The sequence below is a fragment of the Brevibacterium permense genome (assembly GCF_025506275.1).
In the GTDB taxonomy this organism is placed as follows: Bacteria; Actinomycetota; Actinomycetes; order Actinomycetales; family Brevibacteriaceae; genus Brevibacterium; species Brevibacterium permense_A.
The window spans coordinates 113,262-136,529 of the sequence record NZ_QYCP01000089.1; the positions used below are offsets into that span (position 1 = coordinate 113,262).

General features: G+C 64.5%; 21 protein-coding genes, 1 tRNA gene and 1 riboswitch. Of the genes, 5 read left to right on the top strand and 17 right to left on the bottom strand.

Going from position 1 to position 23,268, the window contains the following annotated elements; all coding sequences use genetic code 11:
• Nucleotides 1-18: 18 nt before the first annotated feature.
• The 3 genes from D3I60_RS11335 to D3I60_RS11345 all read right to left on the bottom strand — a co-directional run bounded on the left by D3I60_RS11335 (nt 19) and on the right by D3I60_RS11345 (nt 1,862).
• Nucleotides 19-264 carry a glutaredoxin family protein gene (locus D3I60_RS11335; RefSeq protein WP_101546808.1) on the bottom strand — a complete coding sequence of 82 codons (246 nt, stop codon included), beginning with the start codon at nt 262-264 and terminating at the stop codon, nt 19-21.
• A 72-nt stretch (nt 265-336) separates the two neighbouring features.
• Nucleotides 337-435 (bottom strand): 30S ribosomal protein bS22, encoded by a 99-nt coding sequence (locus tag D3I60_RS11340; protein WP_009882927.1) that lies wholly within the window; start codon nt 433-435, stop codon nt 337-339.
• Between the two features lie 230 nt (nt 436-665).
• Nucleotides 666-1,862 carry an acetoin utilization protein AcuC gene (locus D3I60_RS11345; RefSeq protein WP_262776386.1) on the bottom strand — a complete coding sequence of 399 codons (1,197 nt, stop codon included), beginning with the start codon at nt 1,860-1,862 and terminating at the stop codon, nt 666-668.
• A 59-nt stretch (nt 1,863-1,921) separates the two neighbouring features.
• On the opposite strand from D3I60_RS11345, the gene D3I60_RS11350 reads away from it, so the two are divergent.
• Complete coding sequence (locus D3I60_RS11350) at nt 1,922-3,340, top strand: TrkH family potassium uptake protein (protein ID WP_262776420.1); 1,419 nt, start codon at nt 1,922-1,924, stop codon at nt 3,338-3,340.
• The gene (locus D3I60_RS11355) at nt 3,333-3,995 is read left to right on the top strand and encodes a potassium channel family protein (protein ID WP_262776387.1); all 663 of its coding nucleotides are present in this window, start codon (nt 3,333-3,335) and stop codon (nt 3,993-3,995) included. Before D3I60_RS11350 ends, D3I60_RS11355 begins: the two co-directional genes overlap by 8 nt.
• A 202-nt stretch (nt 3,996-4,197) precedes the next feature.
• Here the strand turns inward: D3I60_RS11355 and D3I60_RS11360 are convergent.
• The 3 genes from D3I60_RS11360 to D3I60_RS11370 all read right to left on the bottom strand — a co-directional run bounded on the left by D3I60_RS11360 (nt 4,198) and on the right by D3I60_RS11370 (nt 6,458).
• Nucleotides 4,198-4,268, bottom strand: a tRNA-Gly gene (locus D3I60_RS11360).
• A gap of 199 nt (nt 4,269-4,467) precedes the next feature.
• On the bottom strand, nt 4,468-6,120 hold the full coding sequence (locus tag D3I60_RS11365; protein ID WP_262776388.1) for a solute symporter family protein: 1,653 nt from the start codon (nt 6,118-6,120) through the stop codon (nt 4,468-4,470).
• Nucleotides 6,117-6,458, bottom strand: coding sequence for a DUF485 domain-containing protein (locus D3I60_RS11370; protein WP_173156295.1), 342 nt, complete (start codon nt 6,456-6,458; stop codon nt 6,117-6,119). Before D3I60_RS11370 ends, D3I60_RS11365 begins: the two co-directional genes overlap by 4 nt.
• 107 nt (nt 6,459-6,565) lie before the next feature.
• On the opposite strand from D3I60_RS11370, the gene D3I60_RS11375 reads away from it, so the two are divergent.
• On the top strand, nt 6,566-7,447 hold the full coding sequence (locus D3I60_RS11375) for a helix-turn-helix transcriptional regulator (protein WP_262776389.1): 882 nt from the start codon (nt 6,566-6,568) through the stop codon (nt 7,445-7,447).
• A 15-nt stretch (nt 7,448-7,462) separates the two neighbouring features.
• On the opposite strand, the gene proC is transcribed toward D3I60_RS11375, so the two are convergent.
• The 10 genes from proC to D3I60_RS11425 form a co-directional block, all read right to left on the bottom strand.
• Entirely contained in the window at nt 7,463-8,299 is an 837-nt protein-coding gene (proC, locus tag D3I60_RS11380; protein ID WP_262776390.1) for a pyrroline-5-carboxylate reductase, read from the bottom strand.
• Between the two features lie 118 nt (nt 8,300-8,417).
• Nucleotides 8,418-9,419, bottom strand: coding sequence for a sugar phosphate isomerase/epimerase family protein (locus D3I60_RS11385; RefSeq protein ID WP_262776391.1), 1,002 nt, complete (start codon nt 9,417-9,419; stop codon nt 8,418-8,420).
• Nucleotides 9,420-9,514: 95 nt separating this feature from the next.
• Entirely contained in the window at nt 9,515-11,047 is a 1,533-nt protein-coding gene (glpK, locus tag D3I60_RS11390) for a glycerol kinase GlpK (RefSeq protein WP_262776392.1), read from the bottom strand.
• Between the two features lie 37 nt (nt 11,048-11,084).
• Entirely contained in the window at nt 11,085-11,807 is a 723-nt protein-coding gene (locus D3I60_RS11395) for an MIP/aquaporin family protein (protein ID WP_262776393.1), read from the bottom strand.
• Between the two features lie 132 nt (nt 11,808-11,939).
• Nucleotides 11,940-13,658, bottom strand: a complete 1,719-nt coding sequence (locus tag D3I60_RS11400) for a glycerol-3-phosphate dehydrogenase/oxidase (protein WP_262776394.1) — start codon at nt 13,656-13,658, stop codon at nt 11,940-11,942.
• A 190-nt stretch (nt 13,659-13,848) separates the two neighbouring features.
• Nucleotides 13,849-14,826 (bottom strand): Ppx/GppA phosphatase family protein, encoded by a 978-nt coding sequence (locus D3I60_RS11405; protein ID WP_181270872.1) that lies wholly within the window; start codon nt 14,824-14,826, stop codon nt 13,849-13,851.
• Between the two features lie 9 nt (nt 14,827-14,835).
• Nucleotides 14,836-15,663 carry an enoyl-CoA hydratase/isomerase family protein gene (locus tag D3I60_RS11410; RefSeq protein WP_262776395.1) on the bottom strand — a complete coding sequence of 276 codons (828 nt, stop codon included), beginning with the start codon at nt 15,661-15,663 and terminating at the stop codon, nt 14,836-14,838.
• Nucleotides 15,664-15,687: 24 nt separating this feature from the next.
• A complete protein-coding gene (locus tag D3I60_RS11415; protein ID WP_259357103.1) occupies nt 15,688-16,809 on the bottom strand; it encodes a bifunctional 2-methylcitrate synthase/citrate synthase in 1,122 nt (373 codons plus the stop codon).
• Nucleotides 16,806-17,711: a methylisocitrate lyase gene (prpB, locus tag D3I60_RS11420; protein ID WP_262776396.1), complete on the bottom strand. Its 906-nt coding sequence runs from the start codon at nt 17,709-17,711 to the stop codon at nt 16,806-16,808. The genes D3I60_RS11415 and prpB overlap by 4 nt, the downstream gene beginning before the upstream one ends.
• Complete coding sequence (locus D3I60_RS11425) at nt 17,711-19,207, bottom strand: MmgE/PrpD family protein (RefSeq protein WP_262776397.1); 1,497 nt, start codon at nt 19,205-19,207, stop codon at nt 17,711-17,713. The genes prpB and D3I60_RS11425 overlap by 1 nt, the downstream gene beginning before the upstream one ends.
• 195 nt (nt 19,208-19,402) lie before the next feature.
• On the opposite strand from D3I60_RS11425, the gene D3I60_RS11430 reads away from it, so the two are divergent.
• Both D3I60_RS11430 and D3I60_RS11435 read left to right on the top strand, forming a co-directional pair.
• Nucleotides 19,403-19,942, top strand: a complete 540-nt coding sequence (locus D3I60_RS11430; RefSeq protein WP_262776398.1) for an NUDIX hydrolase family protein — start codon at nt 19,403-19,405, stop codon at nt 19,940-19,942.
• Between the two features lie 157 nt (nt 19,943-20,099).
• On the top strand, nt 20,100-21,017 hold the full coding sequence (locus D3I60_RS11435) for a universal stress protein (protein ID WP_262776399.1): 918 nt from the start codon (nt 20,100-20,102) through the stop codon (nt 21,015-21,017).
• A gap of 36 nt (nt 21,018-21,053) precedes the next feature.
• On the opposite strand, the gene D3I60_RS11440 is transcribed toward D3I60_RS11435, so the two are convergent.
• Entirely contained in the window at nt 21,054-23,036 is a 1,983-nt protein-coding gene (locus tag D3I60_RS11440) for a fibronectin type III domain-containing protein (protein WP_262776400.1), read from the bottom strand.
• A gap of 122 nt (nt 23,037-23,158) precedes the next feature.
• Nucleotides 23,159-23,267: riboswitch (TPP riboswitch) on the top strand.
• Nucleotide 23,268: the final 1 nt, after the last annotated feature.

A 23,268-nucleotide genomic window follows, 5' to 3' on the forward strand; every position in this document is an offset into this window, starting at 1 on the left:
TCACTCCTTCAATCGATCTCATGCGCCCAAGGCGTCGAGCGCCTTGGACAGCCGATCCCTATCGACTCGATGAAAACTGTGTTGTCGCCCGTTGAGGAGAACAACCGGAACGTCCCAGCCGTACTGCGCGGCCAGATCGTCATCGGTGTCGATGTCGATCTCCGTCACGGTCACATCTCTGCCCGCAGCCACCTCGGTGACGGCCTGCAGCGCGTCAGCGCACAGATGGCAGTCGACACGCGTGAGAAAGGTCAGATCGACCATGGCTCACTCCTCATCGGGTGCAACAAACCCCGCCGAGAAATCACTCGAGCGGGGGCGTAGGACCGTTGGGTCTTACTTCTTGTTGCGACGCTGGTGACGTGTCTTGCGAAGCTGCTTGCGGTGCTTCTTCTTCGACATACGCTTGCGGCGCTTCTTGATGACTGAGCCCACTCGGGTACCCCTTGTGATTGTCGGTGGAGGGTGAACATCAGGTGCCCACCCATTGAACTAACCGTGCAATTCTATCGCTTGGCCGCCTGCTTTCCCAAAACTGTGTTCAGATCCACAACGGCGGCACCAGGCGATCCGCGCGGACGCGGGGATCGGGTTCGGCCCGGGTGGCGTGCACGGCAGGGCCGGACTCGCGTTCGGCGGGGTCGACGGGCGTCGACCGATCTCGCTCAGTCGAAGTAGGGGTCGAGCGCGAAGAAGGGGAAGATGTTCTTCCGAGTGCCCATCACCGCGCGATCGAGTTCGACTTCGGGGTCGAACCCCTTCGACCAGGTTTCGAACGCCCCGTCGAAGCCGTCGGTCATCGACAGCGGCGCCTCGCGCCCGGTCTTCGTCTGCGCGTAGGAGGCCCAGCGTCCGGGGATCCGGGCACCGGGATCGATATCGCGGCCGGCGGCGACGGCGAGGAGGTTCGTCCAGGCGCGGGGCACGACGTCGATGATCGCGTAGCCCCCTCCCCCGACTGACAGCCAGCGCCCATCGGCATGGTCGACGGCGAGGTCGCGGATGCGTTCGGCGGCGATGCGCATCGCATCGACGCTCAGGCGCATATGGGTCAGCGGGTCCGCCCGGTGACCGTCGCACCCGTGCTGGGAGACGATGACCTGAGGTTCGAAGGCTGCGACGACCTGCGGGACGGTGGCGTCGAAGGCGCGCAGCCAGTCCGCGTCGCCCGTACGCGGGGGCAGGGCGATATTCACCGCCGAGGCGGCCGCCTTGAGTCCCCCGATATCGGCGGGGAATCCGGTGCCGGGGAAGAGGAACTTCCCCGATTCGTGGATCGAGATCGTGAGCACTCGCGGGTCGTCCCAGAAGAACGTCTCGACACCGTCACCATGGTGGGCGTCGATGTCGAGGTAGACGATGCGCTCGTATCCGGCGTCGAGGAATTCGGTGATCGCTCCGGCCGCGTCGTTGTAGACGCAGAACCCGCTGGCCTTGCCCGGCATCGCGTGGTGCATTCCGCCGGAGAAGTTCACCGCGCGCCGATAGTCCCCGGAGATGATCGCGTTCGCGGCGTTGACGCTGCCCTGGAACAGCAGTGCCGAGGCGGTGTGCATATTCTCGAACCCGGGAACATCCTCGGTGCCGATACCGTATCTGTTCGCGTCCTGCTCCTCGAGGCCTTCCTCGGTGCCGGCCTGCTTGACCGCGGCGATGTAGTCGGGGTCGTGGAGGCGGGCGAGCTTCGCCTCATCGATCTCACCGATGGGATTGACGCGGACGTTGTCTGCGTCGAAGAGTCCGAAGTCCTCGGCGAGCTTCGCTGTCAGGTCGAGCCTGAGAGGGTGCATGGGGTGGCTGGGACCGAAGTTGTAACCGGTCACTTCGTCGTCCCACACGACATACACATCATTTTCGGCCATGACCACCATGCTATATGGCACAGCTCACTTGCGCCGATTCCGGGGCCACCGGCTCTACCATGGTGCTTGTGACCAAGAATTCCTCGCCGCGCTTCGATCGGCTGCTGAAGCCGGGTCGGTGGGTCCGTGACTTCGTCGACGACCTCGCCGTGGCCTCACCGGCCCGATTGGCGATCGGGTCCTTCGTCGCCGTCGTCGCGGCGTTCGCGATCCTGCTGATGCTGCCGGCGAGCATGCGCGACCCCGGCTCGGTCGATCAGGCCACGCACATTGCGAACTCGGTGTTCGTGGCGGTCTCGGCCGTGTGCGTGACCGGGCTGACCCCGGTCGTCACGGAGGAATACTGGTCGGACTTCGGGATCTCGGTCATCACCGCCGGCATCCAGGTCGGCGGTCTCGGAATCCTCACCCTCGCCTCGGTGCTGGGCATGGCGGTCTCCAAGCGGCTGGGAGTCCGGCAGCGCCTGATAGCTCAGCAGGCCACCTCGGCGCTCAATCTGGGTCAGGTCGGCTCGCTGCTCAAGACAGTGGTCATCACCATCTTCACCGCCGAGTCGATCCTCGCGGTGCTGCTGTTCCCCCGGTTCCTCATCCGCGGGGAATCGCTCGGCGACTCGATCTGGTACTCGGTGTTCTACTCGATCTCGGCGTTCAACAACGCCGGATTCACCATCCACGAAGGCGGGGCGGCGTATTTCGCCTCGGATCCGTGGATTCTGTCCCTGCTCATGGCGGGGGTGTTCGTCGGGTCGCTGGGGTTCCCCGTCGTGCTCATGGTCGCGATGTTCTGGAACCGGCCCAGCCGCTGGGATCTGCATACGAAGCTGACATTGACGACCACGACGACGGTGCTGGCGATCGGTCTGCTGCTGTTGGCGCTGTTCGAGTCGGCGAACCCGGCGACCCTGGGCGATAAGAACGCCGGCCACACCTTCGTCGAAGTGCTGTTCATGGCGGTCATGCCCCGGTCCGGCGGCTTCGCGACGATGGAGGTCGCGGACATGAGCCAGGCGTCGCATCTGCTCATGGACCTCATGATGTTCATCGGCGGCGGATCGTCGTCGACAGCAGGCGGAATCAAAGTGACGACGGTGGCCGTGCTTGTCCTCGCCGCGTATGCCGAGGCCAGGGGTCTGCAGGACGTGCACGTGTTCGGTCGGCGGCTGACATCGTCGACGATCAAACTGTCGATCTCGATTCTGCTCACCGGTGCGATGATCGTCTTCATCGGCACCCTGACCATGCTGCAGATCAGTGCGGAACCGCTCGATCGGGTGCTGTTCGAGGTGATCTCCGCCTTCGGCACCGTGGGTCTGAGCTCCGGGGTGTCGGCGACCTCGCCGGACTCGGGACTCTATGTTCTGTCGGTGATCATGCTCATCGGTCGACTCGGTACGATTACACTGGCGGCTGCACTGTCTATGCAGGATTCGGTGCGCCTCTACCGCTACCCCGAGGAAAGGCCGGTCGTTGGCTAACGAACACACTTCAATCCTGGTCATCGGACTGGGTCGTTTCGGGTCCTCGACTGCGGCGACTCTTGCCCGCCTGGGGCGCGAGGTCATGGCCGTCGAGCACAACCCCGAGCTCGTCAAGGACTGGAGCGGCAAACTCACGCACGTCGTCGAAGCCGATTCGACGAACATCGACGCACTGCGGCAGGTCGGTGCCGGTGACTTCTCGACTGCCGTCGTCGGGATCGGAACCTCGATCGAAGACAGCGTGCTCACGACCGCCAACCTCGTCGACCTGGGCGTTTCGCAGGTGTGGGCGAAGGCGATCTCGCCGTCGCACGGCAAGATCCTCCACCGCATCGGCGCTCACCATGTGCTCTACCCGGAGTCGGACGCAGGTCGCCGCGTCGCCCACCTGGTCAGCTCCAGGATGATGGAGTACATCGAGTTCGATGAGGGCCATTTCGCCGTGGTGAAGATGCGGCCGCCACGGGAGATCCAGGGCTTCACTCTCAGCGAGTCCGGTGTCCGCGACAAATACGGCGTGACGATCGTGGGCATCAAGAGCCCCGGCCGCGACTTCACCTACGCCGATCCGACGACCCGCGTGGGCAAACAGGATCTGCTCATCGTCGCCGGTCACGTCGAGCTGCTCGGCCGCTTCGCCGGCCGCCCGTAGTTTGCGCGGGCTTCGCCGCCCACCGGCTGTGCGGGCGGCTGAGGCGCCGATAGGGCCGAAGGAGACTCTCCCACCTTTTGGCTCAGCGAAGAATAGGTCGCTATCGGATACTTTCACGCGCGAAAAGTATCCGATAGCGACCTATTGATTGAGATTGCCGCGCAGGCACCAAGAGATGTGCATACAAGACGGGCATCAAGAGAGCGGGCGACGGGAATCGAACCCGCGTCATCGGCTTGGGAAGCCGAAGCTTTGCCATTAAGCTACGCCCGCACGTCACCGCTGGTCAGCAGGCACCCACCAAGGTCACACTCGGTGCTGACATGCCACGATCGGCGACTCGAGCCAGTCTACAGCTTCTCGTCTCCTCGACGGTCGAAGGGGTGGCTACACGACGACCGCGTGTCCGAAGTGCAGGCGTCCTGATCGGAATCGGATCGCCTGCACTTCGAACACGCGGTTGGGAGTCGAGTCAGTGCTCGACAGCCTCCTCGGCGCCGAACCCGGTGTGGGCACGGACGTCCATCTCTGCGGCAAGCTCGGGGCTCTCCACAGTTCGGTCGGTGATCGAGGCGATCCAGCCGAGGATGAAGCCGAGCGGAATCGAGATGATGCCCGGGTTCGACAGCGGGAAGATCGCGAAGTCGGCGCCGGGGATCATGGCGGTCTCAGAGCCGGAGACGACCGGTGAGAACGCGATGAGCACCATCGCCGAGATCAGACCGCCGTAGATCGACCACACCGCACCGCGAGTGGTGAAGCGCTTCCAGAACAGCGAATACAGGATCGTGGGCAGGTTCGCGCTGGCGGCGACGGCGAAGGCCAGCGCCACGAGGAACGCGATGTTCTGGCCCTGCACTCCGATGCCGCCGACGATCGCGACCGCACCGATGACGATCACCGTGCGACGAGCGATCTTGACCTCCGCTTCGGAATCCTCGACCTTGCCCTTCTTGATGACGTTCGCGTAGATGTCGTGGGCGAACGATGCCGCTGCCGTGATCGCCAGGCCCGCCACCACCGCGAGGATCGTGGCGAACGCGACCGCAGAGATGAAGCCCATCAGGATGGGTCCACCGAGGTGGAGCGCGAGCAGCGGCGCCGCCGAGTTCACTCCACCCGGAGCATTCTTGATCGCATCTGCACCGACGAGTGCGGCAGCACCGTAGCCGAGCACGAGAGTGAAGAGATAGAACGCACCGATGAGCCAGATCGCCCACACCACCGAACGGCGAGCTTCCTTAGCCGTGGGGACCGTATAGAAGCGCATGAGCACGTGAGGCAGACCTGCCGTGCCCAGCACGAGCGCCAGTGCCAGCGAGATGAAGTCGAGCGGATTCTCGCCGTACTGCAGACCTGGATTGAGGACGCCTTCCCCGACACCTTCGGCGGCATTGTCCACAGCAGATGCCAGCAGGGTCGAGAGGTTGAATCCGTTGAGTGCGAGCACCCAGATGGTCATGGCGAAGGCACCTGCGATGAGCAGGATCGCCTTGACGATCTGCACCCAGGTGGTGCCCTTCATTCCGCCGACGAGGACGTAGATGATCATCAGCGCGCCGACGACGGCGATGACAAGCGACTGGCCGACCTTACCGTCGATGCCCATTAGCAGCGACACGAGTCCGCCCGCTCCTGCCATCTGCGCAAGCAGGTAGAAGAAGCAGACCGCCAAGGTGGACAGAGCTGCGGCCATGCGCACGGGGCGCTGTTTGAGCCGGAAGGACAGCACATCGGCCATGGTGAACTTGCCGGTGTTGCGCATGAGTTCGGCGACGATGAGCAGGGCGACGAGCCAGGCGACGAGGAAGCCGATCGAATAGAGGAATCCGTCGTAGCCGTTGACCGCGATCGCACCGCAGATGCCGAGGAAGGACGCGGCGGAGAGGTAGTCACCGGAGATGGCGAAGCCGTTCTGCGGTCCGGTGAACGACCGACCGCCGGCATAGTAGTCCGAAGCGGATTTGTTATTGCGGCTGGCCCGCAGGACGATGAACATCGTGACCGCGACGAATGCGGCGAAGATCGTGATGTTGAGGACCGGGTTGTTCTCCACCTCGGTGGTCGCTGCGCTGAGGAGGTCGACTCCCGAAGCGACGAAGTCTCCGATTGCCAGAGTGCTCATGAGCGGTGTCCTTCCGATTCAGCCTGCAGTCGTTCACGGATCGCTTCCGCGGGAGGGTCGAGCTTCTTGTTGGCGAACGAGACGTAGAACATCGTGATCGCGAAGGTCGTCACGAACTGCAGCAGCCCGAATACGAGTCCGACGTTGATCTCCCCTACGACCTTCGTCGACATGAAGTCGTGGGCGTACGTGCTGAGGATGACGTAGAGGAAGTACCAGACGAGGAACGCGATCGACAGCGGGATCACCACCGAGAAGCGTTTGCGTTTGAGGGCCTTGAACTCCGGCTTCTCCTCCTCTGCGAGGAAGTCAACACCGGTGTTGACAGGGTCAGTCATTCTTTCTCCTTTGAATGGACAGAACATCAGTGTCCTGAATCACATGACCCAAAGGTAACGTTCAGCATGCGCTAGGGAATACCACCGAAAGTTGGTAGCTTGTTCACATGAATGCGCACGCCAAGGAAACGCGGGCTCTCAAGGTCGAGACTCGTCGCCTATTCGTCGAAGCCGTCGATTCCCTGCACCAGAGCGGTACCGGTGACGTGGTCTTCGGAGGCATGGTCGAAGAGGATTCGGTCGCGGTCGAAGCCGTCGCCGGAGCCGACAAGGACCTGCTCTCGACCCTCGTCGTCAGTACCGGGCGCGGCCTCGGCGGACGGGCCCTGACCGAAGGCACTCCGCAGCTGACCCGTGACTATGAGATCGATCCGCTCATCACCCATCACTACGACGAGGAGGTGCTCGGAGAGGGCATCCGCGTCCTCGTCGCCGTCCCCACTCTGCACGGCGGTGAGGTCACCGGTATGGTCTACTGCGGCCACCGCGCGGACTACAATGCCGCCGCCCCGCAGACGGGAGACCTCGTCAGACGGGTACGACAGCTTTCGGTCGATCTCGCTCGACTCGGGTACCGGCAGGAACCGCGCGGCCCTGTCAAGGAGGAACCGCTCTACCCGGACCTGGATCCTTCGGGACGCGAAGCTCTCCGGCACACCTATGCCGAGCTGAGGGCGATCCGCTCCGGGATCGTCGATGAGGAGACCAGGGAGAAGCTCACCGGCATCGAGGCGCGCCTCGCCGATATTCTCTCCGGACACAATCCGGAGAACTTCCAGACGCCGGTACCCGCCGTCAGGCTGTCGCCGAGGGAGACCGACATCCTCTCGCATGTTGCCTTGGGATGGCCGAATGCCCGCATCGCCGAGGCGCTGTCGCTGCGCGAGTCGACGGTGAAGTCCTATCTCAATACGGCGATGGTCAAGCTCTCGGCACGGACCCGACATGAGGCTGTGTCGATCGCTCGTTCCTCCCACGTCCTCCCATGAGCGGGGAAATCCGACTCAGCCGTTGATGACTTCGGAGTTCTCCCGTTCCATCTCCAGGGAACGGTCCGCTGCCGCCTGCGCGGCCGCCTCGGCGATATCGAAGATCCCGGCGTCGAGGAACTGCTGGAGACCGGCCAAGGTCGTCCCGCCCTTGCTGCTCACGGCCTGACGCTGAGCGGCGGGGTCGGGCTTCTCGGTCAGGAGTCGGCCAGCGCCGTCGGCGGTGGCCACGACCATCTGGCGGGCGGCGTCCTCGCTGAGGCCCTGCTTGACGCCCGCGGCGATCATGGCTTCGGCGAGGAGGAAGAAGTACGCCACTCCGGACCCTGAGATGCCGGTCATGGCCGGGATCTGGGATTCGTCGAGATCGACGACGAGGCCAGCGCCCGACAGCAGGGACTTCAGTGTGTCCACGCTGGCGGCGGTCACCTCGGCGGTGGGGGCCAGCGCGATGACGCCGTGGCCGATGGCGCTCGGCGTGTTCGGCATGACCCGCACGATCGGATTCTCGGGGGCGAGCTTCGCAAGGTCTGCGGCGGCGACGCCGGCTGCCATGGACACGAGCACGGAAGTCGGGTCGAGGTCGTCGGCGAGTTCACGCAGGGTTTCGGCCATCATCCACGGCTTCACGCCGAGGAAGACGAAATCGGCTCCGGAAACGGCTTTCCTGTTCGCTTCGGCATCAGCCTCCACCGAGGCGACCGTGGCGGTGGGCAGATCACTGCTGAGACGTTGCGCCGAGGCGGTCGAATTCGTCGTCGCGCGGACGGTGATGCCTGCGTCAGCGGTGAGGATTCCCTGGATCAGGGCCGTGCCCATGTTGCCGGTTCCGATGGAGGCGATTGTGGTCAAAACGCGCCAGCCTTTCGATGTGTGGGGTGTTGTTGGTGGTCGGTGGGCGTCTGCGAATCTGTGCGTGCTCGTGCGAGGCCGGGTGGGTGGACTCGCGATGTCACATGCGATCGCAGGGTCAGCTCTCGTTGCCGTCTCTTGCGGACCGCGCGGGCTTGCGCTCGGAGGTGCGGGTGTGGCTGTGGGCGTGGCGTCGCGGAGTATCCGCGTCGAGGCCGAGGTGCTCACGGGCGAAGGCGATGGAGTCGGCGAGCATCTTCTCGCGCGCGGACTGTCTGCGGACGAATCGGGTGTTGACCTCGACGACGACGTCGCCCTGCCAGTTGTGTTTGGCGAGGTACTGCAGGGTCTCGGCGACGGGCATGGTGCCTTCGCCCGGAACCAGATGTTCGTCCTTGAGGGAGCCGGCACCGTCGGTGAGGTGGACGTGGCGGAGCTGGTCGAAGATCTCGCCCACCATCTCCAGGGCATTCATGCCTGCGGTGGAGGCGTGGGAGAAGTCGAAGGTGAGGTCGTCGTAGTCCTCGTCCAGGGGGTTCCAGTCGGGATAGTAGACCTGGATCTCACGCAGGCCGGCCCGCCAGGGGTACATGTTCTCCACGGCCAGTCTCACACCGGTCTCCTGGGCGACCTGGCGGACGCCGTCGACGAAGCCGAGGGCGTATTCTCCCTGCCAGCGGAACGGAGGGTGGAGGACGACCGTGTCGGCGCCCACTTCCTTGGCGAGGTTCGCGGTGATCCGCAGCTTCTCCCAATGGTCTTTGTGCAGCACCCGGGGCAGGAACAGCAGGGTCGGCGCGTGCAGGGAGATGACCTCGAGTCCGGTGTCGCCGGCGAGACCGTTGATGAGGTCGACGTCTCGCGTCTCTGTGTTATGGGTGACCATGATCTCGACACCGTCGTAGCCGTGTTTGGCGGCTTGGGTGAAGGTCTCCTCGACGGTCATGGGTGAGACGGAGGAGCTGGAGAGGCCGAGCCTGATCCGGTTGTCGGAGACGTGATGGGCGTCTTTCTCATAGACGTCGTGTTTGTCGAAGTACTCCCTGTGGCGCTTCGAATTCGAGCGCGCAGAATTCTTGGTGGTCAACACCTTCCGCTTGAACTTCGACTTTCTGCTCATCTCTTCCAGTCTAACGCGGCTCCCCCACCCCAGAACTACCTGACGGCGGCCCAGCAACCTCGCGCGAGGTTGCTGGGCCGCCGTCAGGTAGCAATTCAGGCGTAGAGGGCTTCGGTGTCGTCGTCGACCCATCCTTTAGAGCGTTCGACGGCCTTGTTCCAGAGGCGGTAGAGGCGGTCGACCGTCTCGTCGTCCATCGACGGGTTCCAGCGCTTGTCCTCGCGCCAGTTGCCCTTCACGTCCTCCTCACCGTTCCAGAACTTCACGGCGATGCCCGCCGCATAGGCCGCACCAAGTGCCGTGGTCTCGATGACCTCGGGACGGATGACGGGCACGCCGAGGAGGTCGGCCTGGAACTGCATGAGCGTTTCGTTCGCGACCATGCCTCCGTCGACCTTGAGCTCGGTGAGTTCGACACCGGAGTCGAGGTTCATCGAGTCGAGGACCTCGCGCGACTGGAAGGCCACGGATTCCAGGGCTGCACGGGCGATGTGGTTCTTGTTCACATACCTCGTCAAACCCACCATCACGCCGCGGGCGTCGGATTCCCAGTGCGGGGCGAAGAGTCCGGAGAACGCGGGCACGATATAGCAGCCGCCATTATCATCGACCTGCTTGGCCAGGGTCTCGACCTCGGGAGCGTCCTTGATGATGCCGAAGTTGTCGCGCAGCCACTGCACGAGCGAACCGGTCACGGCCACCGATCCCTCGAGCGCGTAGACGGCTTCGTCCTCGCCGATCTTGTACGCGACCGTGGTGAGCAGCCCGTTCTTGCTGGCCACCGGCTCGTTGCCGGTGTTGATGAGCATGAAGTTGCCGGTGCCGTACGTGTTCTTCGCCTGCCCCTTCTCGAAGCATGCCTGACCGAAGGTCGCGGCCTGCTGATCGCCGAGGATGCCGCAGATCGGGGTGTCGATGATGAGTCCGTTCTTCGCCCCGTATCCGTAGATCTCCGAGCAGGACTTGATCTCGGGCAGCATCTCGACGGGGATGCCCATATCTGCCGCGATGTCGGGGTTCCAGTCGAGGGTGTCGATGTTCATCAGCATCGTCCGCGAGGCGTTCGTGACGTCGGTGACGTGGATTCCGCCGTTGACGCCGCCGGTGAGGTTCCAGATCACCCACGTGTCCATGGTGCCGAAGAGCAGGTCCCCGGCTGCGGCGGCTTCCTTGACCCCGTCGACGTTGTCGAAGATCCACTTGGCCTTCGGACCAGCGAAGTAGGTGGCCAGCGGCAGACCCACCCGGTCCTTGTACTTGTCCGGTCCTTCGTCTCCGGCGAGTTCGTCGCAGACCTTCTGGGTGCGTGCGTCCTGCCACACGATGGCGTTGTAGACGGGTTCGCCGGTGTTCTTGTTCCAGATGACGGTGGTCTCGCGCTGATTCGTGATGCCGACACCCTCGAGCTGGTGGCGATTGATGTTCGCCCGAGCCAGGGCCTGACCGATAGCCTCGTTGGTGTTCTTGATGATCTCAACCGGGTCGTGTTCGACCCAGCCGGCGCGAGGGAAGATCTGCTCGTGCTCGAGTTGGCCGGACGACACGATCTGCCCGTCATGGTTGAAGACGATCGCCCGCGACGAAGTGGTGCCCTGGTCGATGGCGAGGATGAACTTTTCCTGACTCATTCTGACTCCTGTGTCGAACTGGTTCTTGGTTGTCTGCTCAGATGAGGGCTCGGGAGACGACGCCGGCAAGCACCGCACCGACGAGTGGCCCGGCGATCGGCACCCACGAATAGGCCCAGTCGGAGCTGCCCTTGTTCGGGATCGGCAGCAGCGCATGGACGATGCGCGGGCCGAGGTCACGGGCCGGGTTGATGGCGTAGCCGGTCGGTCCGCCCAGGGAAGCACCGATGGCGACGACGATCAGTGCGACTGCCAGCGGTCCGAGCCTGTCCGGCGTTCCGCCGAACAGGAGGATGACGATGACAAGCACGAAAGTGGCCACGATTTCGGTGATGAAGTTCCAGCCGTAGGAGCGGATCTCCGGCCCAGTGGAGAAGGTGCCGAGGATGTTGCCTGCGTCCTTCTCCTCGTCGTAGTGCTTCTTGTACACCGCCCAAGCGAGGACGGCACCGATCATCGCACCGATGAGTTCGGCGGCGAGGTAGGCCACAGTGTTGGCGACGTTGACGGGGATGCCCTCGGCATATTCGCTCGCCCCGCTGGCGAGGATGCCGAATGTCACGGCCGGGTTGAGGTGCGCGCCGGTCTTGTATGCGACGTAGACACCGGCGAAGACGCCGAGGCCCCATCCGAAGGAGATCAGCAGCCAGCCGCCGCCGTTGCCTTTGGTCTTGGTCAGGACGACGTTGGCAACGACGCCGACGCCGAGCAGTATGAGCATCGCCGTACCGGCGATCTCGTAGAGGAAGATGGTGCCCATATCTCACAAACTCCTATTGTTTGTCTGTCCGGTGGGTGCCCCGGTCGATGGTCGCCCCAGAGGATGCTCCGAGGTCGGTCTTTATTCGATTGTCGGTATTCGGTTGTGATCCCGCACTTCGCTGTGAACGGTTCAGTGGAGGGTCTCTCCGACCAGGGCCGCCGCCGAGGCGTCGTCGTCGGTGGACTCGGCCGCGACCTGGGCGTCGACATGGGCATTGAACGCCTCGACCTCGGCCGTCTGACGGTCGTCGTCCCATCCGAGGATGGATGCGACGATGGCCGCGACCGCCTCGGCGGCGTTCTTCCCCCTGTCCGGGGCCTCGTAGTTCAGCCGCATGCGCCGCTCCAGGATGTCGCCGAGGTGGACGGCTCCCTCCGCGGCGGCCGCGTAGTGGGCTTCGACGCGCAGGTACCGTTCGGCACCGTCCAGCGGCTGACCGAGTTCGGGGTCCTCATCGACGAGGTCGAGCAGATCCTCGATGAGGGTGCCGTAGCGGCGGATGAGTCGTTTGACGCGGTCCTCGTCCCAACCGTACTTCTCCGCGATCCCGGACTGGCCGCGCCGCAGCGCACCAACTCCCTGGGCGCCGAGCAGCGGCACGGATTCGGTCAGCGACCGACGGTCCTTCGCGTCGTCGCCGAGGACGAAGTCCACGGCGTCTTCGGCCATCACTCGGTAGGTGGTGAACTTGCCGCCGGCGATCGCGGCGAGGGCCGGTTCGACCTCCATCACTGTGTGTTCGCGGGAGACCTTCGTCGAGGCCTGTCCTTCCTTGACGACCGGCTGGAGCAGCGGCCGCAGTCCGGAGTAGACGCCGATGACATCCTCGCGGGTGAGTTTGTCGGCCAGGATGGCGTTGGCATGTTCGAGCAGGTAGTCGATGTCCTGCGAGGTCGCCACCGGTGCGTCGACGTCTTCGTTCCACGGAGTGTCGGTGGTGCCGATGACCCAATAGCCTTCCCACGGGATGACGAAGAGGACGGACTTCTCCGTCTTCGAGATGATGCCGGTGTTCGGGTCGGCCTTGATCTTGTCCTCGCCCACGGTGATGTGCACGCCCTTGGAGGCGAGCACCTTGAGTCCGGCATCGGCCTTCGCCAGATCCTGCTGCTCTTCGGTCCAGACTCCACCGGCGAGGATGGTGCGGCGGGCGTGGATGTCGAACTCCTCACCGGTGATCTCGTCCCGGGCGTGGACGCCGGTGACCTGATCGCCGTCGTGGAGATAGCCGATGACGGAGACGTGGTTGGCGGCGGCGGCCCCGTAGCTCACGGCCGAGCGGACCAGGGTCATGACGAAGCGGGCGTCGTCGACCTTCGCGTCATAGTATTCGAGGGCACCGACGGCGGCGTCGTCGGCCAAGCCCGGGAAGTGGGCGCTCAGTGCCTTCTTCCCCAGGTGACGGTGCATCGGCACAGCCCGTTTGCGGCCCGGCCGGGTGGCCATGGTGTCGTAGAGGAGCACGCCGGAGCCGATGAAGGCCCGGTCGATGAGGCGGTGCTCGAAGGGGAAGACGAAGGCGACGGGTTCGACGAGGTGCGGCGCGGTGTGCTGGAGCAGCAGGTCGCGTTCCTTGAGCGCCTCGGCGACGAGTTTGAAGTCGAGCATCTCGAGGTACCGCAGTCCGCCGTGCATGAGCTTCGAGGACCGGGACGAGGTTCCCGAGGCCCAGTCCTTGGCATCGACGACGCCGACCTTGAGTCCGCGGGTGGCTGCGTCGAAGGCCGATCCTGCTCCGGTCACTCCCCCGCCGACGACGAAGACGTCGAGCGGGTCGGCCGCGCTCGTCTTCTTCAGAGTCTCCAGCGCCTGGTCGCGGAAGTTCGGGGACAGCTCACCATTTCGCATCAGCAGATTCGTGCTTTCCGTCAGAAGATTCGGGCTTTCACCGATGTCGGCACGGGCAGATCAGTGCGGGTGCCGCCTCGGCGACTAATCAAAAACTAGCAGGCGAACCTGAATTCCGGTAGCAATCCGACAGATGCGAAGACGGCTCAGCGGCGTCTGGGGAAATGTCGGTGAGCGGCCCGACGGAGGCTCAGTCGAGGGCGGCGACGGGCTCGACGCGCATCGCCGATGACTGTTCGGCCGAGTCAAGGAGGTCGAGTTTGCGCATGATGATGCCTTCACGCAGCGCCCATGGGGAGATGTTCATGACGCCGATATCGAAGATCGTGAAGGCCGCCTCGGCGACGATCGCTCCGGCCAGCACCTGTCCGGCTCGGGCTTCGGAGACGCCGGGCAGGGTCGCACGTTCCGCGGGGGTGCGGGAGGCGAGGGTGTCGATGATGCCTTCGAGGTCGCGGCGGAAGAGCTTCCGCGGAGCATAGATTCCGTCTCCGCTCGGGGCTGCGCCTGCAATGCGGGCCAGCGAGCGGAAGGTCTTCGACGACCCGACGACCTGGTCGGGCACTCCGACCCTGTTGATGTCGCCGGCGATGCGTCCGATCTGCGCCCGGGCATGTTTGCGCAGGCGGTGGATGTCCTCTTCAGTGGGCATCGGGTCCGGGAGGAACTCGGAATAGGTGCGTCCGGCGCCGAGCGGAACCGACACGGCCGCCTGCGGGTATTCGTCCTGACCCGCCGCGATCTCGAGTGAGCCGCCGCCGATGTCGAGCAGCAGGATCTTCCCGGCCGACCACCCGAACCAGCGGCGGGCGGCGAGGAAGGTCACGCGGGCCTCGTCGCGTCCCGACATCACGTTGAGGGTGACCCCGAGCTGGGCGTTGATCGATTCGATGAGTCCGATCCCGTTCGGAGCTTCCCTGACCGCCGAGGTGGCGAAGGCGAGGATCTGTTCCGCCCCTTGGTCTTCGGCGATCTCGACGGCATCGGCGATGAAGGACCGCAGCCGTTCCTGCCCTTCGGAGTCGATCGTTCCGTCGTCGCTGAGGAATTCGGCGAGTCTGAGCACCTCCTTGTGCGAGGTGGCCGGCAGGGGCGGTGCTCCGACGTGGGCGTCGACGACCAGGAGGTGGACGCTGTTGGAGCCGATATCGAGGACTGCTAGGCGCATTCGCCCAGTTTATCCTCTCCGCGGGACTCCGTGAGAACGAACCTGGGGACCGTTCCGCCATGCGGATTTGACGAAGCCGAATTCCGGCGGCTCCTTGGCGAAGAAGGCTTCCTGACCGCGGATGATCTCGTCCCGGTAGGCATCATCGAGCCACCGAGGCGGCTCCGTGTCCTCTGTCAGTTCACCGTCGAGGATCGCCTTGGCTCCGACCTGGCTGAGCCGGGACAGTCCCACGATCCGCTCCCCCAGAGCCTGTGCCGTCTCGAGCGGGGTGTCGGAGACTTCGTGGAAGAACCCGAGTTCGGCCATCTTCTCGAACTTCACGATCGAGGCCGTGATGAGCAGGTACCGAGCCCAGGCGTCGCCGAGGATCTCAGCCAGCCGCTTCGTGGGTCCGGCCGGGTACACGAGTCCGAGTTTGGCTGCGGTGACGCCGAAGATCGATCCGGGGGCGGCGATGCGGATGTCGCAGGCCGCGGCGATCTCCGTCCCTCCGCCCACGCAGTTGCCGGTGATCGCGGCGATCGTCGGGGTCCGCGAGTCCGCCAGGGCCGCTTCGGCGGTGGAGTTGAGTTCCCAGAAGTCCGCGAGTGCGACGTTGAGGTCGGCGATGTCCGAACCGGCAGAGAAGTGCCCGCCGGCACCGGTGATCACCAGCGCGCCGATCGAATCGTCGGCATCGACGTTCTCGATGATCTGCGGCAGCGCCCGCCACATGGGCCGGGAGATCGCATTGCGTTTGTCGGTCCGATCAATGACGAGGGTTCCGACCCCACCGGAGACGGTGAAGTCGAAACCCTCGAGATCGACCGGACGGTAGGAGCCGTCTGGTCTCATCTGTGTGTTCTGCCTTTCGAGAGGTCAGCCCCGGTTGTCGGGAACCTCGCGCTGGTCCTCACCGTCGTAGGCGCTCAGGGGACGGATGAGGGCGTTGTTGGCCTGCTGTTCGAAGATATGAGCGGTCCAGCCGGTGATGCGAGCCATCACGAAGATCGGGGTGAACTGCTCGGTGTCGAAGCCCATGAGGTGGTAGGCCGGGCCCGAGGGGTAGTCGAGGTTCGGGTAGATGCCCTTGCGCCCGACGAAGTCCTCTTCGAAGGTGTTGTACAGATCCAGCAGATCGTTCGCGCCCTTGACTGCGACCATGTCCTCGAAGGCCTTGCGCATGGTGGGAACGCGCGAATCGCCGTTCTTGTACACCCGATGGCCGAAGCCCATGATCTTCGCCTTCTTGGCCAGTGCCTCGTCGATCCAGGCCGAAGCCTTGTCGGCGGTGCCGACCTCTTCGAGCATCGCCATGACGGCTTCGTTCGCTCCGCCGTGCAGTGGGCCCTTGAGTGCGCCGACGGCACCGGCGACTGCCGAGTACAGGTCCGAGGTGGTCGAGGTGATGACGCGACCGGTGAAGGTCGAGGCGTTGAACGAGTGCTCGGCGTAGAGGATCATCGAGACGTCGAAGCAGCGTACGACCTCCTCTGCGGGAACTTCGTCGAAGACCATCTTGAAGAAGTTCGCGGCGTAGCCGAGGTCCTTCGTCGGGGCGACGGGGTCGAGGCCGTGACGGCGACGGTGGTCGATGGCCACGATCGTCGGCAGCTGGGCGTAGAGACGCTCGGCCTTCGCGAGGTTCGCTTCGGCTCCCTCGGTGTCGGCCTCGGGGTCGACGGCGCCCAGGTAGGCCACAGCCGTCTGCACGACGTGCATCGGGTGGCAGTCCTTGGGCAGGCCGAGGATGAGGTCGACGAGCTTGTCGTCGATCTCACGCTGGGAGCGCTCGCGTTCCTGGAACTCTGCCAGCTGCGCCTCGGTGGGCAGTTCGCCGTTCCAGATGAGGTAGGCGACGTCCTCGAAGCTGCGCTTGGCGGCGAGCTCCTGCACGGGGTAGCCGCGGTAGGTCAGCGAGTTGGTCTCCTGGACCACTTTGGACACTGCGGTGGTGTCGACCACGACACCGGCGAGGCCCTTCTTGATTTCTTCGGTCACTGGTGACCCTCCTGTGAGAAGTTGAAGACTGCGGCATCGAACTCGTTGTAAGCCGCGTAGTCGATCGTGTCATACAGGTCCGCACGGGTCTGCATGCCCTCGAGCAGGTCCACCTGAGTGCCCTTGTCCCGAATGGTCTGCAGGCCCGATTTGATCGCACCCATGGCGATGCGCAGAGTCGTGACCGGGTAGATCACAAGCTTGACTCCGACATTCGCCAACTGTTCGGTGGTGAACAGTTCGCTCTTTCCGAATTCCGTCATGTTCGCCAGGATCGGCACATCGACGGCCGAGGCGAATCTCTCGAATTCGCCCAAGTCTCGCATCGCTTCGGGGAAGATCATGTCCGCTCCTGCATCGGCGTAAGCCTTCGCCCGGTCGATGGCGGCGTCGAGGCCTTCCCCGGCGCGGGAGTCGGTGCGGGCGCAGATGACGAAGTTCTCGTCCCGGCGGCCCTTGACGGCGGCCTTGATGCGCTTGGACATCTCGGCCGCGGTCACGACCTCCTTGCCGTCGAGGTGGCCGCAGCGCTTCGGGTTGACCTGGTCCTCCAGGTGCATGCCTGAGATTCCGGCATCCTCGAACTCCTGGACGGTGCGGGCCACGTTCATGGCTTCGCCCCATCCGGTGTCGGCGTCGATGAAGGTCGGCAGGTTCGTCACCCGCGCGATATTGCGTCCGTGGTCGGCCACCTCGGTGAGGGTGGTCAGCCCGATATCGGGCAGGCCCATGGCCGCGGAGAATGCTCCGCCGGAGATGTAGACGCCTTCGAAGCCGGTCTGCTCGATGATCTGAGCGTTGATCGGGTTGATGGCACCGGGGAACTGGACGATCTCGTCGCCTGCGAGCAGCTCGCGGAACTTGGCGCGGCGCTCAGCGGGGGTTGCCTGTGCGCCGAGCATCAGAAGATGCCCTTCGATCCGCTGTGCTCGAGTCCGTCGACCGTGAAGCTCAGCTCCGCAACGCCCTTGGCGTCGAGGCTCTCGAGGTTCTCGGCGAGATCGAGGAAGCGAGTCTGCTCCGAGTCGGAGACGATGCCCTCGGCCAGGGTCTTGAACTTCTCAATGTAGTTCGCACGGGCGAAGGGACGCGCACCGAGGGGGTGGGCGTCGGCGACGGCGATCTCGTCGGTCAGCGTCGAGCCGTCTTCGAATTCGATCTCCACGCGTCCGCCGAAGGCCTTCTCGTTCGGGTCGATCGAGTGGTAGCGGCGGGTCCACTCGGGGTCCTCGGTGGTCTCGATCTTGTGCCACAGTTCGACGGTGTCGGGACGGCCGGCACGCTCGGGAGCATAGGAGTGTTCGTGGTGCCAGCCCTGGTCCTGCATGGCCACGGCGAAGATGTACATGATCGAGTGGTCGAGGGTCTCGCGGCTGGCCTTCGGATCCATCTTCTGCGGATCGTTCGCACCGGTGCCGATGACGTTGTGGGTGTGGTGCGAGGTGTGGATGACGATGCGCTTGATCTTCGTCAGGTCCTCGATCTGTCCGCCGAGCTTGCGGGCGAGGTCGATGAGCGCCTGGGCCTGGTATTCGGCCGAGTGCTCCTTGGTGTAGGTGTCGAGGATCGCTCGCTTTGCTTCGCCCTTGCCCGGCAGCGGGATGGTGTAGCGGGCTTCGGGGCCGGAGAGGATCCAGGCGATGAAGCCGTCCTCACCTTCGTAGATCGGGTTCGGGGCACCCTCGCCGCGCATCGCACGGTCGACGGATTCGACGGCCATCTTGCCGGCGAACGCCGGAGCGTGGGCCTTCCAGGACGAGATCTCGCCCTTGCGCGACTGACGGGTCGCGGTGGTCACGTGCAGGGCCTGCTGGACAGCTTGGAAGGTGATCTCGGTGGGCAGGTGGAGCAGGGCCCCGATGCCGGCTGCGGCCGAGGGGCCGAGGTGGGCGACGTGGTCGATCTTGTGCTCGTGCAGGCACATTCCCTTGACGAGGTCGACCTGGATCTCGTAGCCGGTGGCGATGCCGTTGATGAGGTCCTTGCCGCCGATGCCCTTGTGCTGGGCGACCGCGAGCACGGCTGGGATGTTGTCACCGGGGTGCGAGTACTCTGCGGCGAGGAAGGTGTCGTGGAAATCGAGTTCGCGCACGGCCACACCGTTGGCCCAAGCGGCCCATTCCGGTGAGAAGCGGTCGCTCACCGGCAGGCCGAAGATATTGGCACCGGGATTGAACGGGTGGGTCTGGGCCTGCTCGCGAGCGTGGGTGGGAGCGGAGCGGCGCACGGATGCGGCAGCGACGGAAGCGTTGTCGATGACGCGGTTGATGACCATTTCGGTGACTTCGGAATCGACCGGCGTCGGGTCGGATGCGACCTCGGCGATCTTCCATGCGAGCTGATCTTCGCGAGCCAGGTTCTCTGAGCTCTTGTAGGTGCGGACTTCATGATTGATCATGGATACCCCTTCATAGTCCTTGACCGGAAATGGTCACATAGTGCTGACACAACTGTAGGCCACGTCACTCGACAGGTCCCTGCCGGTCGGAAATTTATCTCGACATCAAGATATTTTACCCGAAGCGTGTCCCAGTTCACCAACGGGGTCTCCATACTCTTCTGCCGCGAGGGATGGTTGTGGGAATATTGGGTCATGACTCGGACTGCCCTGGACTTCGACGAGAACTGGTTCGACGACGCGGAATACGCGCGCCTGCGCAGGCGCATGCCGATCCCCTATGTCAACGCCATCCCGGTGCGGGTGGGCGAGACCGGCAATGTCGAACGCATTGGCCTGCTGTTGCGCAGCCTCGAGGACGGCACCCTCGGACGAGAGGTCGTAGGCGGGAGGATCCGCTTCCATGAGACGATCCGAACCGCACTGGTGCGTCACGCCGAGAACGACCTCGGCCCGATGGCGCTGCCGGTCATTCCGCCTGCGATCAGCCCGTTCCACATCGCCGAGTACTTCCCCACCGAGGGATCGGCCCTTCTCCACGATCCGCGCCAGCATGCGATCGCCATGTGCTTCATCATGGAGGTCCGCGGCGAATGCACCCCGCGAGCCGATGCCCTCAGCCTCGATTGGCTGACCCCCGAAGAGACCCTGCGTCCCGATATCGTCGGCGAGCTCCGCTACGGCCAGGACCATATCCTGCGCATCGCACTGGCGCATCTGGGCTTCCACGTCTGAGCCAGATTTATGCCCGGGTGAGACGAACCCTCTCACCCCACGTTTTTTCTACATCTTGTAGAAATGTCTTGGTAGACTGAATGCGACGCGGACGATACCGCCAGTCGGGGCCGTCGTCGGCGTCTGGGTTGAACGGGCCCCGATCGAGAGGTGCGAGATGTCTGCTCAAACCAGTTCGTCCGAATCCGGCCTCAACCTCGAACTCGGCGTCCTCGTCGGCTTCGACGGCTCCGAACTCGCCGCCCAGGCCGTCCGCTACGGCGCAGTCGAGGCCGAACGCCGCGGTACGGTTCTCACCGTCGTCACCGCCTATGAGCTGCCGACGATGATCTATCCGAATATGGCCTCCATCCCCAGTGAACCAGAGGATGACAAGGCGAAGAAGGTAGCAGAGAAGACCCTCGCCGAGGCGGTCGAACTTCTGCGCGACTACTCCGGTGAGAAATCCTTCCGCACCGCACCCGGCAACTCTGCCGGTGCGCTCGTCACGCTCAGTGCCGATGCCGAGGTCGTCATCGTCGGCGCCCGCGGCCGCGGCGGTTTCATGGGTCGAGTCCTCGGGTCCGTGTCCACGGCGCTGCCTGCCCACGCTCATTGCCCGACGATCGTCGTTTCCGAAAGGTCGACTTCAGCATTCGCGGCCACAGGCCCGGTCGTCGTCGCCGTCGACGGCTCCGACACCGGTCGGGTCGCCATGTTCACGGCAGCCGCCGAGGCCGCCTTACGCGGCACGGAGCTCGAACTCGTCGTGGTGCTGCCGGCCGGTGAGGAATGGCTCTACTGGTACCCCGACCTCGAACTCAGCTCCGAGGTCACTGCGCGTCGACAGAGGCAGCTGACCGAATCACTCGAGAAGGAAGCCGGGACGCTGGCGGAGCAGTTCCCGGATCTGGCGGTGACCACCTCGGTGCCGGTCGGCGATCCCAAGGAGACTCTCGTCGAGATCAGCTCCCGCGCACAGCTGACGGTGATGGGCACCCGTGGGCGCGGACGGATCCGCAGCGCTCTGCTGGGATCCGTCTCGCGCGGAGTCCTCAACCACGCCGAGGGCCCGGTCATGGTGGTTCCGAGCTGATCGACAGCGCCGGGTTGATCAGCAAGACTGTGCCGATCAGCTGAGTCCGGCACGTCGACGGCGACGGCTCACCACGAGGAGTGCCGCGCCGAGTGCCAGCGCCCCCGCGCCGACAGCCAAGGGCAGTGCGAGCCCACCGCCGGTGCGGGGCAGGTCTCCATCTCCACTCGCCGAGGCGGTCCCGGATGAATCCGAATCATCGCCCGTTCCTGCGGCGTTCGCTTCTGCACCGTTTGCCTCGGCTGCATCTGTCTCGGCGCTGGAGTCGGCAGTGCCGGCATCTGCCGTGCCGGCCTCGGATCCGCTCCCGTCGTCGGTACCGTCAGACCCGACACCACCCGAGGCAGCACCGTCGGAGCCGGCGCTGTCGGAGGCGGTGCCACCCGTACCAGTGTCGGCATCTGCACTCGGACCATCGGCACCTGCGTCCGCGTCGTCGCTGGTTCCGGCATCCTCGGCACCTGCGTCTGCGTCGTCGCTCGTTCCTGCACTGTCGGCGTCATCATTTGCACCTGCATCATCAGCACCCGCCGCGGCGTCGGTCTCCGCATCGTCATCCGGGGCCGGTTCTTCCGCCTCGGCGCGCCTGAGTTCGACGTCGTCGATCTGCTCGGCTGCGGCCTGCGCTTCCGCGCGTGCGCCGTCGGCCGGTGCCCCGACTACCGGCACCTCATAGGTCGTCGCCCGCAGAGCTTCGTCGCTGACTCGGACCCGGGTGAAGGCGGGCACGTCGTTGTGGACGCTCTTGCCTTCCCAGTCGAGGCCGGGAACGTATTCATAGAACTTCGACCCTGACGATGAGGTCAGCGTGAGGTAGAGCGTCTGCCCGTCTTCCTTCTCTTCCTCGGTTCCCGCTTCGGAGCCCTCAACGGGCTTGCCTTCGCCGTCCATGAGGAAGGTGCGGTTATAGATGTGGTCGTGGCCGGAGACGACGAGGTCGATGTCGTTGCGGGCCGCGACCGGAGGGATCGCCTTCCGCAGCCGCTTCACGTCGGGGTCGCTCCAATGGGTTGCCGTCGAATAGATCGAGTGATGGAATCCGAGCACAGTCCACCGTGCCTGGTCACCGTGCTCGGCGACGATCTCGTCGATGAATTCGGCGTGGGCATCCATGTCCGGGCTGTTCGAGTTGATATTGAGGAACAGGACTCCGTCTTCGATGAACCAGTAGTCGCCGCCGGAAGTGATGATGCCGCCACCGCCGTGGTCCTGGCTGACATTGGGGCGGTTGAAGTGCTGTTCGTAGGCTTTCGATGACACATCGTGGTTGCCGATCGTCGTCGCCTGCGGGATCGTCCGGGTCACTTCCGGTGCCAGGTATTGAGCGTACTGCTCCTGGTTGCCGGCGGAGTTGACCTGGTCTCCCAGCGAGTAGATGAAGCTCGGGTCATCGGCGGTGGCCGCTGCCGAGGACAGGGTCCGGTCCCAGCCGGCCGCGTCGTCGGGATCTCCTCCTCCGGCGCCGACCTGGGGGTCGCCGAAGACGAGGAATTCGTCATCTCCTCCGGACGATCCTGTGGTGAACTGCTGCACTTCAGTGAACCCGTCCTCGTCGCTGCCGACCTGGTAGGCGTATTCGGTGCCGGGTTTCAGGTCGGTCATGCTCGCATGGTTGAAGTGACGTCTGAGGTCGGTCGCGAGTCCGGTGTCCGTGGTCTCAGCTGTTGCCGCGTCGGCCGGAAGCTTTCCGCCATCGAGCTGACTCGCCGGCGCCCACCGGACCTCTCCCCCACCAGAACTCTCACTCATCCACGAGAGGTTGCGCGCCGTCGAGTCGGCCCCGACCTGCAACACGGGATCGGTGATCGCCTCACTCACAGCATCCGCCTCGGCAGGCGAATCCGTCCGGTCCGAGCTGAGAATCTGAGCAGAGTCGGCATTCGCGCCCTGGGTCGCGGTCGATCCTCCGGAACCGAGAGATGGCTCGGCACGCACGGGTACCGGGGCCGCCACCAGAGCGGCGAGCAGGGTAGCGGCGGACAGGGCACTGAGCGGTCTCTTGAGTCGATGTGTATTCACCCGCCCATTCCTACTGACCAGTAGTGTCCGGTCGTTCGAGGCCCGTCGACGGGAAGAGGAACGGGAAGTGAATCCTCGATGACCGACCCCGGCCTCCGCGTCGCTCCCCTGTTGTACAGTGGTGGCTACGACAGGGGAGCGCCGTCAGGGGCGCTGAGAGTGCAGGAGAAGCTGCAGACCCTCGAACCTGATGCGGCTAGCACCGCCGAAGGAAGTCGAGACTCTTCACCCC